This is a genomic window from Sphingomonas sp. SUN019 (genome assembly GCF_024758705.1).
Lineage (GTDB): Bacteria > Pseudomonadota > Alphaproteobacteria > Sphingomonadales > Sphingomonadaceae > Sphingomonas.
Map to the genome: position 1 here is coordinate 1,763,577 of NZ_CP096971.1, position 15,967 is coordinate 1,779,543.

A 15,967-nucleotide genomic window follows, 5' to 3' on the forward strand; every position below is an offset into this window, starting at 1 on the left:
GCGGCTCGCGTCTCCCCAACGACAGGAGCATGTATGATCGCACGTCGCACCCTGATCGGCAGCGTCGCGTTGGCCGGCCTCGCCACCGCCGCGCGTGCCGAAGACGCGGATGCGGCCCGCCGCGAGGACTGGCCGCAGCTCGGCCGCTATGCCGCCGACAATCGCCGCCTCGCCGATCGCGGGGAACGCGTCGGGATCGTCTTCCTGGGCGATTCGATCACCGAAGGCTGGCGCGACAAGCGCCCGGGCTTCTTCACGAGCGGCCGCGTCAATCGCGGCATCGGCGGCCAGACCAGTCCGCAGATGCTGCTGCGGGTCATGGCCGACGTGGTGGCCCTTAGGCCCAGGGCGATGCACCTGATGGCGGGGACGAACGACATCGCCGGGAATACCGGCCCCATGACGGTGGTGCAGACGCAGGGCAATCTTCGCGCGATCGTCCAGCTCGCGCGCGCCAACGGCATCGCCGTGCTGCTCGCCTCGGTCCCGCCCGCGGCGCGTTTCCCGTGGCGGCCGGGTGTCGAGACGATCGCCCCGATCAATGCGCTCAATGCCTGGGCGCGCGCCGCAGCCCCCGCGCTCGGCGCAACCTTCGTCGACTACACCCCGGCACTGGCCGATGCGCGCGGCGCGATGAAGCCCGGGCTGGCCAGCGACGGCGTCCATCCGACACAGAGCGGGTACGACGCGATGGCGGCGATCCTGTCACCGATCCTGGCGCGGCTGACGTTGTAAGATCACGCGATATCAGTTTCTCCGACGCGTCGCAGGCCCCAGCAACAATCGCGCCTGCGTGCCCCAGCCGCCGACAAACAGATCGTCGTCCCCGTCGCCGTTCACGTCGCCAACCGCCATGCTCCAGCTTCGGCCGGTCGTGGCGGCGGGTATCGTTTCTGTCGTGGCATCGCGGAAACGCCCCGCGCCGTCATTGACATAGGCGCGGAGTTGCGACGGTTCGAAGCCGGGGACCGCGATCGCACCGACGATCAGGTCGGGATGACCATCGCCCGTAAAATCCATCACCGCGCCGCCCCAGCTCGAGAAACGATTGGCGGGCAACCGCCTCGCCGTTTCGTCGATGAAGCGTCCCGCGGCGTCCTGAATCAGCAGGCGCGCCTGCGGGTTCTTGTCCCATTTCCCGGCATTGCTCGTCAGGTTGAGCAGCAGGATGTCGGGCCGCTTGTCGCCGTTGGCGTCGAGGACATGGACCTCGCGCGTTTCCAGCGGGGTCACTTGCCGGAGCCGGTCCGACGCCTCGGTGAAGCGGCCCTTGCCATCGTTGATGAGCAGCCGGGTGGGCGGCGCTTCGGTCGCAACGACCATGTCGAGATCGCGGTCGCCATCGAGATCGGCGAGCGCCACGCCCTGCGCGCTGTTGCCGATGTCGGGCAGATGCGTCGCGGTCGCGTCGATGAACCAGCCCGGACGGCGTGCGTCGTTTAACCACAGGGAGTTGCGCGCATCATGGCCCTTGGACGAATTGCCGACCACGATATCGGGCAGGCCGTCGCCATTCACATCGCCCACCGCCAGCCCGTTGCCCTCGCTCTGCGCGGGCAGCCGGTCGCTGGCATCGGTGAAGCGCCCTCCGCCGCGCCCCAGGAACAGTTGATGGACGCGGTCGTCCTCGGCGACAAAGATCAGGTCGATATGCCCGTCGCGATCGACATCGGCCGCGCGGACGTGCTCGGTATCATGCGGCTGATCCCCGAACGCGCCCTCGCGCCAGGTGAAACGCCCGCGCCCGTCGTTCAGGTAGAGCCGGTTCGCGCCCCCCTCGACCGCGAGCGCCGCATCCAGATCGCCATCGCCGTCGACATCGGCCAGTGCGATATCCAGCGCGTGAAGGTCGGGCGCCCGCGGCACATGGGTCGCGGTCACGTCACGGAAAGTCGCCGGCTTCACCTCCGGCGAAGGCTACGCCTCACACGCGATGGCCGCGAGCAACGCCGCGATCCACAAGCCGTGAGCGGTCGACCGCATCGCGCGACTCCGTTCGCTAGATGGAGCCCGCCTTCATCTGCTTGACCGCGTGATCGACTGCGCGCGCGGTCAGCGCCATGAATGTCAGGGACGGATTCACGCACGCGATCGACGCCATCTGCGCGCCATCGGTGACGAACAGATTCGCCGCGTCGTGCGCCTGGCTCCATTTGTTCAGCACGGACTGGCGCGGATCGGCGCCCATGCGCGCGCCCCCCATTTCGTGGATCGCATCGCCGGGGACATGCTCGCCGCGATCGCTCTTCACGTTGGTCATCCCCGCCTTGCGCAACATCGCCTCCCCCTCGGTCCGCGCGTCGTCCATCATCTTGATTTCGTTGTCGCGGAACGTGACGTCGAAGCGCATCAGCGGTACCCCGAAGCGATCGACCTTGTCGGCGTGCAGACTGACCCGATTGTCCTCATAAGGCAGGCATTCGCCGAACGCGGTCATTCCGAACGTCCACGGGGCGTAACCGCGCATGCCCTGCTTCATCGACGCGCCGAACCCTTGCGGCGCCAGCGGTACGCGCTGCGCGCTGCCCTGATACCCATAGCCACGCTTGAAGCCGACGTTTTCGTCGCCACCGACATTGCGGAAGCGCGGAATATAGACGCCGCCGGGGCGGCGGCCATATTCGATATAATCGGTCATGCCGGGGATGTCGCCGTTGATGCCGACCCGGAAGATATGGTCCATGACATAGCCGCCCAGCGTGTTACTGGTGTCGAAATGACTCTTCTTGCTCCCGGCAGACCGTGAATTCATCAGGATTTGCGTCGAGGCCAGCGCAGAAGCGCACAGGAACACCAGCTTCGCGGGAATGATCTCGGCCTGATTGGTCTTCGCGTCGACCACGCGAACGCCGGTGACGCGTTTGCGTTTCGCATCATATTCCAGGTTCGTGACGACCGAATCCGGCCGCAGCGTCAGCCTGCCGGTGGCGCGGGCGGCGGGCAGAGTGACCGCCTGCGTGGAGAAATACGCCCCGAACGAACAGCCGCGTCCGCACTGGTTGCGGTATTGGCATTTGGTGCGGCCCTTGTTCTCCTGGTCCTCGGTCATATTGGACAAGCGGGTATTGATCAGCTTGCGGCCGGGTGAGGTCGCCTCCAGCCGGCCCTTCAGCCATTTCTCCGCGATGTTCATCTGCATCGGCGGCTGAAACACGCTGTCCGGCAGTTGCGGCAGGTTCTCGCGCGATCCGGACACGCCGATGTATTTCTCGACATAATCGTACCACGGCGCGACGTCGTCATAGCGGATCGGCCAGTCGATCCCGACGTTGTCGCGCTTGTTCGCCTCGAAATCGTCGGGCGCCCAGCGGAAGCTCCAGCGGCCCCAGATCAGCGACTTGCCACCGACCGCCGCCGGCCTGATCCAGTAGAATTTGGACCCCTCGTCATAGGCGTACGGATTCAGCCGGTCGTTGTTGTAATATTTCTGATTGGCGGGCGAGACATAGCCGTGCTTGGCGATGAAATAATCGCTCTCCATCAGCTTCGACGGCATCTTGTCGCGCGCCGGGATTTCATACGCGGGCTTGCCGTCGTAATCGTAATTCTCGCCGTGCTCGACCATCACGCCGCGGTCGAGCATCAGGACGCGCAGGCCCTTTTCGGTCAGTTCCTTCGCCGCCCAGCCGCCGCTCACCCCGGAGCCGATGACGATCGCGTCGAACTTGTCGGTCGCTGCCATGAATTATTCCCTCGAATATTATTACGCGCCAATACGGCTGAGCGTGCCGAAACTGGTCGTGATGTCGGGAAGGTATGGCGCGGGCGACTGATCGTTCTCGACGTAGAGATGCTTGACCCCCGCGGCGGCGTTCAGCGTGAAGATGTCGGCGAAATCGACCACGCCCTTGCCGACGCTGGTCATCTTGCCGTCCGCAGTGCGATCCTTGACGTGATAGGCGTAGATGCGCCCCGGCAGGCGTTTGATGATCGCCTTTGGATCCTCGCCGGCGTCGATCGCCCAGAACAGGTCCAGCTCGATCTTCACCAGCGCCGGATCGCCGTCCTTCACCAGCATGTCGAACAGGCTGACGCCGCCGGGCTTCACCCGGAATTCGAAATCGTGATTGTGGTACGCGAAATCGAGGCCGCTCTTCTTCAGGCGTTCGGCCAGGCGATTGAAATCGGCCACCGCCTCTTTCCAGGCATCGGCGTTGCGGAACGTCTCGCCCATGTACGGCACGACGATCGTGTCGGCGCCCAGTGTCTTGGCCATCTTCACCGAACCGTCGAAATCGGCGGTCAGCGCCTCATATCCGACATGGATCGACGGGGCGGTCAGCCCCAGCCGGTTCATCGTCTTGCGCAAGGCGGCGTGATCCATCTTGTCATAGCCGCCACCGCCGTATTCGACCTCGCGGTAGCCGATCTTCGCGACTTTCTCGAGCGTACCCGTCGGATCGGGTCCGAACAGTTCGCGCACGGTATATAGCTGAAGGCCGATCTTGCGCTTCCGGGCCTGCGCGGTCAGCGGGCCTGCCGCGATCGTGGTGGCCAGCGCAACGCCGCCCGCCATCCATTGCCGCCGGTCGATCATCATGACGAATACACCTTGTTGACCTGGGAATAGGGGAAAGCGCCGTCATATCGGCCAGGCACGGGGAGATATTCGCGCTCCTGCGTGATGCCGACTTCCGACGTGAAGTAACCGGTGACGACCATCTGGCGGAAACTTTCGAAGAACTGAGCGCCGCCGGGCAGTTGATCGTTCATCGCCAGCGTCAACAGCGCGTCCTGCTGTGCGGGCGTCGCCGTGGCCCCTGGCACCTTGTAGTCGGACCGGCTGCGCGCCTCGATCGCGTCGAGTCCGGCGATGATCGGCACACGATCCTCCGGCAGCGACCAGTCGGCCAGCAGCTTTTCGATATAACCGGGTACGCCCGCGGTGATTGCGCCCGGCGTGTCGGTGGTCGGCATCACGCGTTCGCTGAGCGCGGTCATCAGCGCGCGCTGTTCGGCCGTGAACACCGCAGCGCTCGGCGGACCGGCACTGATCGGTGTCAGCTGCCCGGTCGCCGCGCGGGCGAGCGGTGCGTACAGCGCCGCGCCGAACATCGCGGCCATACCCGCCAGCGCGTCCCTGCGATCGATCACTTCACGGCTCCCTGAAAGTCCCGGCTCTGCGCCGCGTCGGGCAGCGGGCGGACCCAGATGTTGCGGAACGATACCGGCGAGCCATGATCCTGCAGCTGGATCGGCGCGGCGTCGCCGTGCGCCTCATATCGCGCGACCTTGCGCCAGACGGTGCTGCCCAGCCACGGCTGACGGTTCTGCACCAGTACGCCGTTTAGGAACGCGGTAGCATAGGCCGGGCGCAACAGCTTGCCGTCCCCAGCGAAGCGCGGCCGTTCGAACACGATGTCGTAGCTTTGCCATTCGCCGGGCCGCCGCGACGCGTTCACCAGCGGTGGTTTCCACGCATAGATCGCGCCGACCGTGCCGTCGGCGTAAGTCGGGTTGTCATAGCCGTCGAGGATCTGGATTTCGTAGCGTTGCATGAACCAGATCCCGCTATTGCCGCGATCTTGCGAGCTCTTTGTCGGCGGGTTGGGGGAACGGAATTCCAGGTGAAGCTGGACGTCGCCGAAGCTCTGCTTGCTGACCAGCGCGTTTTCCGGTGCGCCCTCGACATGCGGCGGAACGGTCATCGCGCCGTCCTTCAGCGACCACGCCGCCCCCTTCGACTGCCATGCGCCCAGCGACGTGCCGTCGAACAGCACCACGGCGTCGGATGGCGCAGCGCCCGGCGTGGGGCTGGGAGCGACGATCGCCGGCTGCGGGCGATCGGCGTCGTGTACGCGCCATTTGCCGTCGGGCAGCATCGGCGTGTCGCGAAAACCGGGCTTCTCCTGCGCCATGCCGCTGCTGCTCCCGGTCGCTGCCGCGACGATCGCGGTCGCGGCCATCATGATACGCTTCACATCACGCTCCTTCATGCCACGTCGATCGCGCGATACGCGGCGACCAATCGGTCCTCGCCCGCGCGGCCGTCGATCGAATTGCCGTGCTCCATGCCGATGACCCCGGCATATTTCCGGGCACGCAGCCAGCGGACGACGTTCCGGTAATTGACCTCGCCCGTGCCCGGCTCCTTGCGGCCGGGGTTGTCGCCGAACTGGATGTAACCAATCTCGTCCCAGCAGGCGTCGAGCGTGTTGATCAAATTTCCGGACTGGATCTGTTCGTGATACAGATCGGCGAGCACCTTCATCGCCGGGCTGTTCACCGCTTTTGCGACCGCATAGCCCTGCGGCACGGTCGTCATGAACACGCCGGGATGGTCCACCAATGTGTTCAGCGGCTCCATCACCATGACCAGGCCGTGCGGTTCGTAGATATCGGCGGCGCGGCGCAGCACGTCGATGACGCGCCCGGTCTGGATGTCGACCGGCAGCTTGCGGTCCATGAACCCGGTGACGATCGTCATGTGCTTCGCATTCAGCCGCTTGGCGACGTCGACCGAACTGCGGATGTCGGCCAGGAAGCGCGTGCGATCGGCATCGTCGTTTCCCCCCAGCAGCGGGCGGAAATCGGACCATCGCGGCATGCTGGCGACGAACACGCCCATCGTCATGCCGCGCTGCTGCAGCGCCTTCGCCATCGCGGTCTGTTCGGCGACGCTGCGGCCCGCGGCCTCATTGTCTTCCCATGCGGTGAAGCCCTGGTCCGCGGCGAAGGTGATCTGTTCCAGCCTGCCGCCACGGCTCGTGAAGCTGCCCTCATGCGGGGCGAAGCCGAGCGAGAAGCGTGCCGCGTTCCGTGCAGGAGCCGCCCCGATCACCGCCGCCGCGCCGACGCCCACCGCGCTCGCCGCCAGCACCGTCCGTCGCGACACGCTCATGCCGTCTCTCCCGCCAGCACGGCGCGTGATTTCCCGCGCTCACGCAGCCAGATGAAGCCGAATACGAACAGCAGGATGACCGGCAGGATCGCGAGCCGCTGGAACGACAGCGACGCCGCCGCATCCTCCACCGCCAGCCGCGCGTCGCCGGTCAGCCGTGCAAACGCCTCGGGACCGCCGGCGAACTCGATCTTGGCCTGATCAAACATCGCGCCCAGCCGCGGCAGCACGAAGAAGCTGGCGAGCGCCCCCGCCGACCCGACCAGTCCCATCGCCCACGATCCGCCGCGCGGATAGCGTTCCGCGACCGAAGCGAGCATCGTCGGCCACATCACGCACACGCCCAGACCCCACACCGTCGCGGCGACGATCGCAGCGACCGGGGACTGCGCTTGGGCTAGCATGAACAGCCCGATCGCGGCCAACCCGCTCGATATCCACAGCAGGCCCGGATTCGATATCCGGTGCGCCAACCGCCCGGCGAAATGGCGGAACACGAACATCAACGCATTGACGTAAACGAGCAACAGGATCCCGCGCATCCCGACGCGGTTCGACAGTGCAACATCGATCCACTGGCCCGGCGCCAGTTCGGACGCAGCGGTCAGGAACATCGCGCCGAACCAGATGAAGAAGCTGGGCCGCTTGAACACCTCGCCCACCATTTCGCCGAACCCGACGCCGCTTTGCGTGCGCAGCGGCGGCGGGAACGTCGTGGCCGCTGCGATGACGATCGTCGCGACGGCGGGGACCATTACCAGCGCCATGATGCCCTGCCACGGCAATGCCGCCGACAGGAAGAAACCCGCAAGGCCACCGACGATGATGCCGCCGGGGAACCAGGCGTGCAGCACGTTCAGCCGGTGGGTCGTGTCCTCGGGATAAAGCTGCGCGGTCAGCGGATTGATCGTCGCTTCGGTCAGACCCCAACCGATCCCGCTCAGCAACATGCCGAACCAGACCAAAGTATATACGCTCATGCCGGTCGCGACATGGCCCGCGGTGACGATCATTAACGGGCCGAGGAAGAAGCACAGCCCCGCTCCCAGCAGGCTCCTTTTCATGCCGATCTGGTCGAGCAGCGCGCTGGCGACGAACAGCGTGATGGCGAAGCTGAGGAATGCCGCGCCCAGCGCCGCGGCGAGCAGTTCGCCCGCATTCAACGGCGCGATCGGATCGATCCATTCGCTCTTCAATCCGCTGGCGATAGCACCGCGGATGGCGAGGCCAGCGGCGGCGGTGAACAGCGCCAGCACGCCCAGCCAGAACAACCGTCCCTTGTTCAATGTCGTCGCCACGCCCGCTCCTCTGTTATATTTTCTGCGCGCTCAGCTCAGTCCGAGCATCGCGCGATTGAGCGCCGGATCGCTGCCACCGGCGAAATCGTCGAACGCCCGGTCCGCCTTGCGGATCATGTGCGCGGTGATGAACGGCGCGCCTTCGCGTGCGCCGTCCTCGGGATGCTTCAGGCAGCATTCCCATTCGAGCACCGCCCAGCCGTCATAGCCATATTGCGTCAGCTTCGAAAATATCCCCGCGAAATCCACCTGTCCGTCGCCCAGCGAACGGAAGCGGCCCGGACGGTCGATCCAATCCTGGAAGCCGCCATAAACCCCGGACCGGCCGGTCGGGTTCAGCTCCGCGTCCTTGACGTGGAACATGCGGATGCGGTCGTAATAGATGTCGATGAATTGCAGATAATCGAGCGCCTGCAATACATAGTGACTGGGATCGTAGAGGATGTTGGCGCGCGGGTGATCGCCGACGCCCGCCAGGAACCGCTCGAAGCTGGCGCCGTCGTGCAGATCCTCGCCTGGGTGAATCTCATAGGCGAGGTCGACGCCCTGTTCGTCGAACGCATCGAGGATTGGCCGCCACCTTTTCGCCAGCTCGCCGAACGCCTCCTCGACCAGCCCCGCGGGGCGCTGCGGCCACGGATAGATATACGGCCACGCCAGCGCGCCGGAAAAGGTCGCATGCGCATTCAACCCCAGCCGCCTGCTGGCCTTGGCCGCCAGATGAAGCTGCTCCACCGCCCACGCCTGCCGCTCGGCCGGCTTGCCGCGCAACGCCTCTGGCGCGAAGCCATCGAACGCCACGTCATACGCCGGGTGGACCGCGACCAGTTGACCCTGCAAATGGGTCGACAGCTCGGTTATCTCGACCCCCGCCTCGCGACAGGCGCCGACCAGCTCATCGCAATAATCCTGGCTCTCGGCCGCCTGACGCAAGTCGATGCAGCGGCTGTCCCACGTCGGAATCTGGACGCCGGCATAACCGGCATCGGCCATCCAGCGCGCGGCCGACGGCAATGTATCGAACGGGGCCGCATCGCCCATGAACTGCGCCAGGAAGACCGCCGGGCCTTTCACGCTGCCGCTTCCGCTCGTTCGACGTTCACTTCGACGTTTCGGTCTTGAGATAGGCGATCAGCGCGGCGCGACGTGCGGGATCGGCCACCTTCACCACCATTCGCGTACCCGGCACCTTGGTCGACGGCGCGGCAAGATACTCGCTCAGCGTCTTTTCGTCCCAGCGGATGTTCGACGCCTTCAGCGCGGCGCTATAGTTGAACCCGGCGACCGACCCCGCCTGACGCCCGAACAGGCCGTGCAGGTTCGGACCCACCGTGTTCTTACCACCCGCTGGCAGCGTGTGACAGGCGCGGCACGCGGCAAACGCCTGCGCACCCGCGCTGGCGGCGGGTTGTGCCTGTACCGAAGAAAGCGAAGGCAGACCTAACGCAAGACATGCCGCTAGAACCGGCGGCAGTCCGATCAATAATTTCATTGTCCTCTCCGGTCTGGCAACGATCGGTCAGTGCATGTAACCGGCCCCGAACAATATGTGCAACCATTTATCGGAATTAAGGAAGCGAGGCCGCCAATGAGCGCATCATCAAAGTTACGCTACGGCATGGTCGGCGGCGGCGAGGGCGCGTTCATCGGCGCGGTTCATCGCATGGCGGCGGCGCTGGACGGCGACTATGTTCTGGCGTGCGGCGCGTTCAGCGGCGACGCGGCGCGAAGCCGGCGCAGCGCGGAGGCGCTAGGCGTCGATCCAGCACGGGCATATGCCGGGCTCGACGCCATGCTCGCGGCGGAAGCTGCCCTGCCGCAGGACCAGCGAATGCAGGCGTTGGCGATCGTGACTCCCAACCATCTCCACGCGCCGATGGCGATCGCTGCGCTGGACGCGGGTTTCCATGTGTTTTCCGAAAAGCCGATGGCGCTGAACTTGACCGAGGCGCGCGCGATCGAGGCGGCGGTCGGGCGCAGCGGCAAGCTGTACGGCCTGGCCTTCACCTACAGCGGCTATCCGCTGATCGAGGAGGTGCGGGTGCGCGTCGCGCGGAGCGACTTCGGACGGGTCCGGTTGGTCCAGGTCGAATATTCCCAAGGCTGGCTCAGCCTGCCGATCGACCGCGACGGCAACAAGCAGGCCGAATGGCGCACAGATCCCGCGCGCGCGGGGCTGGGCGGCTGTCTGGGCGACATCGGCACCCACGCCTTCCAGCTGGCCGAGCACGTTTCCGGCCTGACGGTCGCAGAACTCAGTGCGGACCTGACCGCGCATGTCCCCGGACGTCGCCTGGACGACGATGTGTCGGCGCTGCTGCGCTTCGCGGGCGGCGCGCGCGGCGTGCTAAAGGCCAGTCAGGTCGCCGCGGGGGACGAAAATGGCCTGCGCCTGCGTATCCACGGCGAACGCGGCGGCTTGGACTGGTCGCAGATGGAGCCCAACACGCTGACACTCCGCTGGCTCGACCGCCCGACCGAAATCATCCGCGCGGGCGGGCCGGGCCTCGACGCCCTGACGACCGCCCGGCTGCGGACCCCGGCGGGGCATCCCGAAGGATATATCGAGGCGTTCGCGAACCTCTACCGCAGTTTCGGCCGCGCCGTTCGCGCCGGCGCGACGGCCCCGCCGCCGACCGGTGCGCCGGACTGGTTCCCCGGCATCACCGATGGCGTCAGGACGATGACCTTCGTCGAGGCGATGATCGAGAACAATGCAGGCTCCGCGAAGTGGACCCCGCTCTAAAGGCCGGAATCCGTCCAGTCACCGCGCAGCGCTTTCGCAGCGGTCCACATGAACGCCGCCGCCATGAGGTAGAGCGAGAGCGCCGACAGCATCGCATAGCGTAGCGATTCCGTTCCGAATCGCGCGCTCATGGCGTCGCTCAATGCGCCCAGGATCAGGCTGCCGCCGCCCAGCCCGATCAAATTGTTGATGAACAGAAAGCTTGCCGATGCGGTCGCGCGCATATGCGACGGCACGAGGTGCTGGATCGCGGTGATCACAGGCGCCAACCAGATGTAGGCGAGCGCCTGCGGAACGATCAGGAATATGAAGGCCGCGGTCACGCTCGACGACAGGACGCCCGCGGCGAACAGCGGGACCGCCAGCAGGAATGCGATCGCCGGCGCACGCGCATAGGCCGCACGATCGGTCTTTCCGAGCCGGTCGCCGATGATTCCACCAAGCAGCACGCCGGCCACGCCGCCGATCAGCAGGATGCTGCCGTAGAACAACCCGGTCTGCACGAGGTCGAGTCCGAAACTGCGCTTCATCAGCGATGGCAGCCAGAACGCGAAGCCGTAGCCGAGCATCGAACTGAACGCCGCACCAAAACTCAGCAGCCAGAAGCTGGGTTTTCGCGCGAGGATGCCGAACACCTGCCCGACCGGCGCGCGCAATGCCGTATTTGTCCCGCGCTTTGGTTCACGCACGACCAGACGGAATAGCGGCGCGAGCAACAGACCAGCCATCCCGACTGCAATAAATGCCGTGCGCCAGTCGACCATCGTCGCGATATAGCCGCCGAACAGCACGCCCGCCGCTGACCCCAGGGGAATGCCAAGATTATAGACCGCCAGCGCGCGCGCGCGGCGCTCGACCGGGAAGTATTCGGTCACCAGCGCGTAGGATGGCGCGACGCCGCCCGCCTCGCCGACGCCGACCCCCAGCCGCGCGGCGAACAATTGCGCAAAATTCGCGGCATATCCGCACGCCGCGGTGAATGCGCTCCAGACCGCCAGGCTGATCGTGATGACCCAGCTGCGGCTCGTCCGGTCGGCCAGCAGCGCGAGCGGGATGGCCAGCGTTGAATAGAGCAACGCGAACGCCAGCCCGCCGAGCAAACCCAATTGCGTGTCGCTGAGGCCGAGGTCGGCCTTGATCGCTGGTGCGAGGATGCCAAGTATCTGCCGGTCGATGAAGTTGAAGGTATAGACCAGCAACAGCATCGCCAGCACGATCCTGCGATACGCGCGCGTCGGGGGGCTTTCAGTCATCGGTTCGGTCGTAGCGACCGCCCCGGCGTGGGGCGGCCGGCGAGAATCAGAACTTGGCCGTGAAGGTCGCGAACACCTGCCGCGGATTGCCGTAGTAAGCGGTCAGCACGCCTTCCGCGCCCAGCGTCGGGATCAGCCTGCCCGTCGCCGGATTGCGGTTGAAATTCCCGGTGTCGGGATTCTGCGACAGGAAGTTATACCCCGACACGACATATTCCTTGTCCGCCAGGTTCTTGCCGTGGACCCCGATCGAGAAGCGGTCGTCGATCTTGTAGACGATGTTCGCGTCGAACAGCCCGTACGCGCCCTGGTCCAGCCCCGGCGTGCGTAGCTCGAACTGCTGGGCGGCGCTGCGATACGACATCGTGCCGCTGATATCGAGCGACCCGTCGCCGACCGGCGTGGTGTAGGCGAGCGTCTGGCTGAACGTCCATTCGGGCGTGTTCTGGAAGGCGCGGCGATCGGCGACGTTGGTCCCGCGCGCATCGATGAAGCGGGTATATTTCGCATCGATCCACCCGAGCGTGCCGGCATAGGTCAGCCGGTCGCCGCTCATCGCCACATCGTCGAACAGCCGCGCGGTCACTTCCGCTTCCGCGCCGTTGATCCGCGCCTTGCCCGCGTTGGTGGTGACGCCGATGAACGTCTGCTGGCCATTGATCAGCGTGCCGATCGAACCCGGCACCTGCACGTCGGTATAGTCCGCATGGAAGCCCGCCAGCGCCACCGTTACCCGGCGATCGAGCAGCGACGCCTTGTATCCGATTTCATAGCTGTCGACCGTTTCCGGATCGAAGCCGATGAAGTCGTAGATCTGCTGCCCGTTGCAGGCGCCGCCGGCCGGCGTGCGGCACGCGGTCGACTGCCCGCGCGGATCGAAGCCGCCGCCCTTGAAGCCCTGCGAATAGCTTGCGTAGAGCGTATGATCCTGCGTCGGCTTGAAGCTGACCGATGCCCGCGGCGTGAATTTCTTGAACGTCGCCTTGCCCTTGAAATCCGACGTCGTCGCAAACAGCGTCCCCGTGCCGCCAAAGAACGGCGATCCGCCCCCCAGATAGGTGCGCCGCAAGATCGTCGATTCGCGATTGTCCCAGGTGTAGCGCCCGCCGACCGACACGCTGAACATCTCGCTCATATCATAAGTGAAATCGCCGAAGATCGCGCCGGTCTTGGTCCCCACGTCGCCGAAGGTCAGCGCGGTCACCCCGCCCGGCAGACGCACGTCGAACACCGTGCGCGCGGTCGCGTCGAGATAATATCCGCCCAGCAGTCCGTTGAATCCGCCGAGGTCGATCAGCGCCTGCACTTCCTGGCTGAACTGTTCGTTGTTGTAGAATGCGGGCACGTCGACATCGACCGCGGCCAGGCTGTCGAAATCGATCGGCGAGGCGCTGTCGTCCTTGCGATAGCCGGTGATCGAACGGAACGTCAGCCAGTCGGTGGGATGCGCCTCCATTAGCAGCGATCCGCCATATGCCTCCACCTCCTGCCGCGGCGAATTCAGCCCGCCACGGCTGTCGAACACGTTGGGCAGCACGGGAATGCCGCTCGACAGGCCCGGGATCAGCCGGTGGCCGCCGCGCGGATTCGACTTGTCCTTCGTGTAATCGCCGGTCAGCCGGAAGAAGAACTCGCTCGACGGCTCGATCTGCAGCGTGGCGCGCCCGGCCCAGATATTCTTGTCGTAATTCTCCAGGCCGGTGGTCAGGTTCTTGCCGAACCCGTCGCGCGTCAGCCGCGCGACGGCGCCCCCGATCCTGACCGTGCCGTCGCCGATCGGCAGCGATCCGCTGATCACGCCGTCGGCCTGGTTGAACGTGCCATAGGAGGCGCGGACCCGCAGCGTGGGGTCGTCGGCCAACCGTCGCGAGACGTACTTGACCGCGCCGCCGATCGTGTTGCGGCCGTACAGCGTTCCCTGCGGCCCGCGCAGGATCTCAATCCGCTCGACGTCATAGATGTCGAGGACGGCGGCCTGTGGGCGGTTGAGATACACGTCGTCGAGATAGATGCCGACACCCGCCTCGAACCCGGCGACCGGATCCTGCTGTCCGACGCCGCGGATGAAGGCGGTCAGCGTCGAATTGGTCCCGCGCGAGGTTTCCAGCGTGACGTTTGGGGTGACGTTCGACAGGTCGGTCACGTCGATCGCGCCGGACGCCTCAAGCTGCGCGCCGGAAAACGCGCTGACCGCGATCGGCACGTCGAGCAGGCTTTCCTCGCGGCGGCGCGCGGTCACGACGATATCGATATCTTCAGGTTCGACGGCCGTTCCGCCGCCAGCTTGTGGCGATGCGGAATCCTGCGCAAAGGCGGGAGACGCGAAAAGCGCCAACGCCGCGGTGCCGAGATTGAGCGCGATTCGCGCGGACATTGTGCGAGCCATCGGTATATCCTCCCCTTCGATGCCAGACCTTCGCCACGCTGAGCGGCTTCAAGGTTGTGCACCGTCTGTCGTCGCGTATATTGAAACATGAACCGAGTTTCAACTTGGTATTTTGTGGGGGCGAGGAAATGGCATCCGGAATGATGGCGCAGGGGGAAGCCGATGCATCGGCGGACGCATCCACCAACGACGCAAAGACACCGCGAACCGATCGCGGACGGCGGACGCAACGCGCCATTCTCGATGCCGCCGCGATCGAGTTCGGCGAACGTGGTTTCCACGCAGCGTCGATCAGTTCGATCACGCGCCGCGCAAATGTCGCGCTCGGCAGTTTCTACACGTACTTTGATTCCAAGGACGCGGTGTTCCGTGCGTTGGTGCGCGACATGTCGGACCAGGTTCGCGACCACGTCGCCCCCGCGATCCGCGCCGCCAACGGACAGATCGCGGCCGAGCGCGCCGGTTTGCTAGGTTTCCTGGAATTCGTTCGCGATCATAAGGAATTGTACCGAATCATCGACGAAGCCGAATTCGTCGATCCCGAAAGCTTCCGGCTGCACTATGCGACGACCGCCGACCGCATCACCCAGCGGCTGACCGCGGCGGCGGATCGCGGAGAACTGAAGCCCGGCGTCGGCGAAATCCATGCCTGGGCGATCATGGGAATGAACGTCTTCCTCGGCCTGCGCTACGGCGTATGGAATACCGATCACCCGGCCGAGGACGTAGCCGATCAGATCGCATCGATGCTGGCGGATGGAATCGGCAACCAGGATAGCTGACGGATCTGACCTTTAAGCCAAACATTCGCGCGTGTCGGCACCCGAGAATTGGTAATTCGATCATGTCGCCCGCGGCAAGATCAAGGTGCTAACGAACAATCAGCATCGACCTTGGCGCTTTCGAGTACGACCGGTGCGGGTCGTTAATCCACGCTTGTAGTTGGGCAGTTCGGTCGCAGTCGACTTGGGGTCGGTGGCCGCCACCCCCGCATCTTCCTAGTCAGAGACGAAGAGACGCTTCACAAAAACCGGCCACCTGTTCATCCAAGTTACTGCCAAATTTTTGACTAGGCGATCAGTCGGTCGAATTTCATTTTCGTAACTGTCTAAGCCAGCCACAACTATGATTTAACGTCCACAATCACTTATGGGTTCAAAGGGTGGTCGCAACGCATCATTCTTGGGGTGAGTGGGTGTGAGCGATGAAGCAGCGACCACGGATTTACTACTCGGCAGCGCAGCGTTCGGAGATCTGGGACAGGTGGCGGCGTGGGGAGTCGATGAGTTAGATCGGCCGGCGGTTCGATCGAGAGTCCTCGTCGGTGTTCTCGGTGCTGTCGCCGTCGGGCGGCATCCGTCCGGCCGAGCGTAAGCGTTCGGCACGCGCGCTGAGCCTGGCCGAGCGCGAGGAGGTCACCAGAGGTTTGGTCGCGATACTTCT

14 protein-coding genes are annotated in these 15,967 nt (G+C 65.1%); 3 read left to right on the forward strand and 11 right to left on the reverse strand.

What is annotated here, in order from left to right; genetic code table 11:
- Positions 1–33: 33 nt before the first annotated feature.
- Positions 34–735 (forward strand): GDSL-type esterase/lipase family protein, encoded by a 702-nt coding sequence (locus M0208_RS08565; RefSeq protein WP_258891289.1) that lies wholly within the window; start codon positions 34–36, stop codon positions 733–735.
- 12 nt (positions 736–747) lie between these two features.
- Here M0208_RS08565 and M0208_RS08570 read toward each other — a convergent pair whose 3' ends face one another.
- The 9 genes from M0208_RS08570 to M0208_RS08610 all read right to left on the reverse strand — a co-directional run bounded on the left by M0208_RS08570 (position 748) and on the right by M0208_RS08610 (position 9,631).
- Positions 748–1,905, reverse strand: a complete 1,158-nt coding sequence (locus M0208_RS08570; protein WP_258891290.1) for a VCBS repeat-containing protein — start codon at positions 1,903–1,905, stop codon at positions 748–750.
- Between the two features lie 94 nt (positions 1,906–1,999).
- Complete coding sequence (locus tag M0208_RS08575) at positions 2,000–3,682, reverse strand: GMC family oxidoreductase (RefSeq protein ID WP_258891291.1); 1,683 nt, start codon at positions 3,680–3,682, stop codon at positions 2,000–2,002.
- A 21-nt stretch (positions 3,683–3,703) separates the two neighbouring features.
- A complete protein-coding gene (locus tag M0208_RS08580) occupies positions 3,704–4,540 on the reverse strand; it encodes a sugar phosphate isomerase/epimerase (protein WP_258891292.1) in 837 nt (278 codons plus the stop codon).
- Positions 4,537–5,094, reverse strand: a complete 558-nt coding sequence (locus M0208_RS08585; RefSeq protein WP_258891293.1) for a gluconate 2-dehydrogenase subunit 3 family protein — start codon at positions 5,092–5,094, stop codon at positions 4,537–4,539. The genes M0208_RS08580 and M0208_RS08585 overlap by 4 nt, the downstream gene beginning before the upstream one ends.
- Complete coding sequence (locus tag M0208_RS08590; RefSeq protein WP_408988142.1) at positions 5,091–5,909, reverse strand: DUF1080 domain-containing protein; 819 nt, start codon at positions 5,907–5,909, stop codon at positions 5,091–5,093. The genes M0208_RS08585 and M0208_RS08590 overlap by 4 nt, the downstream gene beginning before the upstream one ends.
- Before the next feature lie 23 nt (positions 5,910–5,932).
- Positions 5,933–6,841 carry a hydroxypyruvate isomerase family protein gene (locus M0208_RS08595; RefSeq protein WP_258891295.1) on the reverse strand — a complete coding sequence of 303 codons (909 nt, stop codon included), beginning with the start codon at positions 6,839–6,841 and terminating at the stop codon, positions 5,933–5,935.
- The gene (locus M0208_RS08600; protein WP_258891296.1) at positions 6,838–8,139 is read right to left on the reverse strand and encodes a sugar MFS transporter; all 1,302 of its coding nucleotides are present in this window, start codon (positions 8,137–8,139) and stop codon (positions 6,838–6,840) included. Before M0208_RS08600 ends, M0208_RS08595 begins: the two co-directional genes overlap by 4 nt.
- A gap of 30 nt (positions 8,140–8,169) precedes the next feature.
- Positions 8,170–9,180, reverse strand: coding sequence for a sugar phosphate isomerase/epimerase (locus M0208_RS08605; protein WP_258893203.1), 1,011 nt, complete (start codon positions 9,178–9,180; stop codon positions 8,170–8,172).
- 58 nt (positions 9,181–9,238) lie between these two features.
- Complete coding sequence (locus M0208_RS08610; RefSeq protein ID WP_258891297.1) at positions 9,239–9,631, reverse strand: cytochrome c family protein; 393 nt, start codon at positions 9,629–9,631, stop codon at positions 9,239–9,241.
- Positions 9,632–9,727: 96 nt separating this feature from the next.
- Between M0208_RS08610 and M0208_RS08615 the strand changes: the two genes are divergently transcribed.
- Entirely contained in the window at positions 9,728–10,885 is a 1,158-nt protein-coding gene (locus tag M0208_RS08615; RefSeq protein WP_258891298.1) for a Gfo/Idh/MocA family protein, read from the forward strand.
- On the opposite strand, the gene M0208_RS08620 is transcribed toward M0208_RS08615, so the two are convergent.
- Both M0208_RS08620 and M0208_RS08625 read right to left on the reverse strand, forming a co-directional pair.
- The gene (locus M0208_RS08620) at positions 10,882–12,138 is read right to left on the reverse strand and encodes an MFS transporter (RefSeq protein WP_258891299.1); all 1,257 of its coding nucleotides are present in this window, start codon (positions 12,136–12,138) and stop codon (positions 10,882–10,884) included. The genes M0208_RS08615 and M0208_RS08620 overlap by 4 nt on opposite strands.
- A gap of 46 nt (positions 12,139–12,184) precedes the next feature.
- Complete coding sequence (locus M0208_RS08625) at positions 12,185–14,524, reverse strand: TonB-dependent receptor (RefSeq protein ID WP_258891300.1); 2,340 nt, start codon at positions 14,522–14,524, stop codon at positions 12,185–12,187.
- Positions 14,525–14,667: 143 nt separating this feature from the next.
- Here M0208_RS08625 and M0208_RS08630 point away from each other — a divergent pair, with 143 nt between their 5' ends.
- Positions 14,668–15,306 carry a TetR/AcrR family transcriptional regulator gene (locus M0208_RS08630; RefSeq protein WP_258893204.1) on the forward strand — a complete coding sequence of 213 codons (639 nt, stop codon included), beginning with the start codon at positions 14,668–14,670 and terminating at the stop codon, positions 15,304–15,306.
- The last annotated feature ends 661 nt before the right edge of the window (positions 15,307–15,967 follow it).

Coding starts and splice junctions, on each gene's coding strand:
- M0208_RS08575 (WP_258891291.1), bottom strand. CDS start 3,682: ATGGCAGCGACCGACAAGTTCGACGCGATCGTCATCGGCTCCGGGGTG.
- M0208_RS08620 (WP_258891299.1), bottom strand. CDS start 12,138: ATGACTGAAAGCCCCCCGACGCGCGCGTATCGCAGGATCGTGCTGGCG.
- M0208_RS08630 (WP_258893204.1), top strand. CDS start 14,668: ATGGCGCAGGGGGAAGCCGATGCATCGGCGGACGCATCCACCAACGAC.
- M0208_RS08625 (WP_258891300.1), bottom strand. CDS start 14,524: ATGGCTCGCACAATGTCCGCGCGAATCGCGCTCAATCTCGGCACCGCG.
- M0208_RS08610 (WP_258891297.1), bottom strand. CDS start 9,631: ATGAAATTATTGATCGGACTGCCGCCGGTTCTAGCGGCATGTCTTGCG.
- M0208_RS08595 (WP_258891295.1), bottom strand. CDS start 6,841: ATGAGCGTGTCGCGACGGACGGTGCTGGCGGCGAGCGCGGTGGGCGTC.
- M0208_RS08590 (WP_408988142.1), bottom strand. CDS start 5,909: ATGATGGCCGCGACCGCGATCGTCGCGGCAGCGACCGGGAGCAGCAGC.
- M0208_RS08605 (WP_258893203.1), bottom strand. CDS start 9,180: ATGGGCGATGCGGCCCCGTTCGATACATTGCCGTCGGCCGCGCGCTGG.
- M0208_RS08580 (WP_258891292.1), bottom strand. CDS start 4,540: ATGATGATCGACCGGCGGCAATGGATGGCGGGCGGCGTTGCGCTGGCC.
- M0208_RS08615 (WP_258891298.1), top strand. CDS start 9,728: ATGAGCGCATCATCAAAGTTACGCTACGGCATGGTCGGCGGCGGCGAG.
- M0208_RS08565 (WP_258891289.1), top strand. CDS start 34: ATGATCGCACGTCGCACCCTGATCGGCAGCGTCGCGTTGGCCGGCCTC.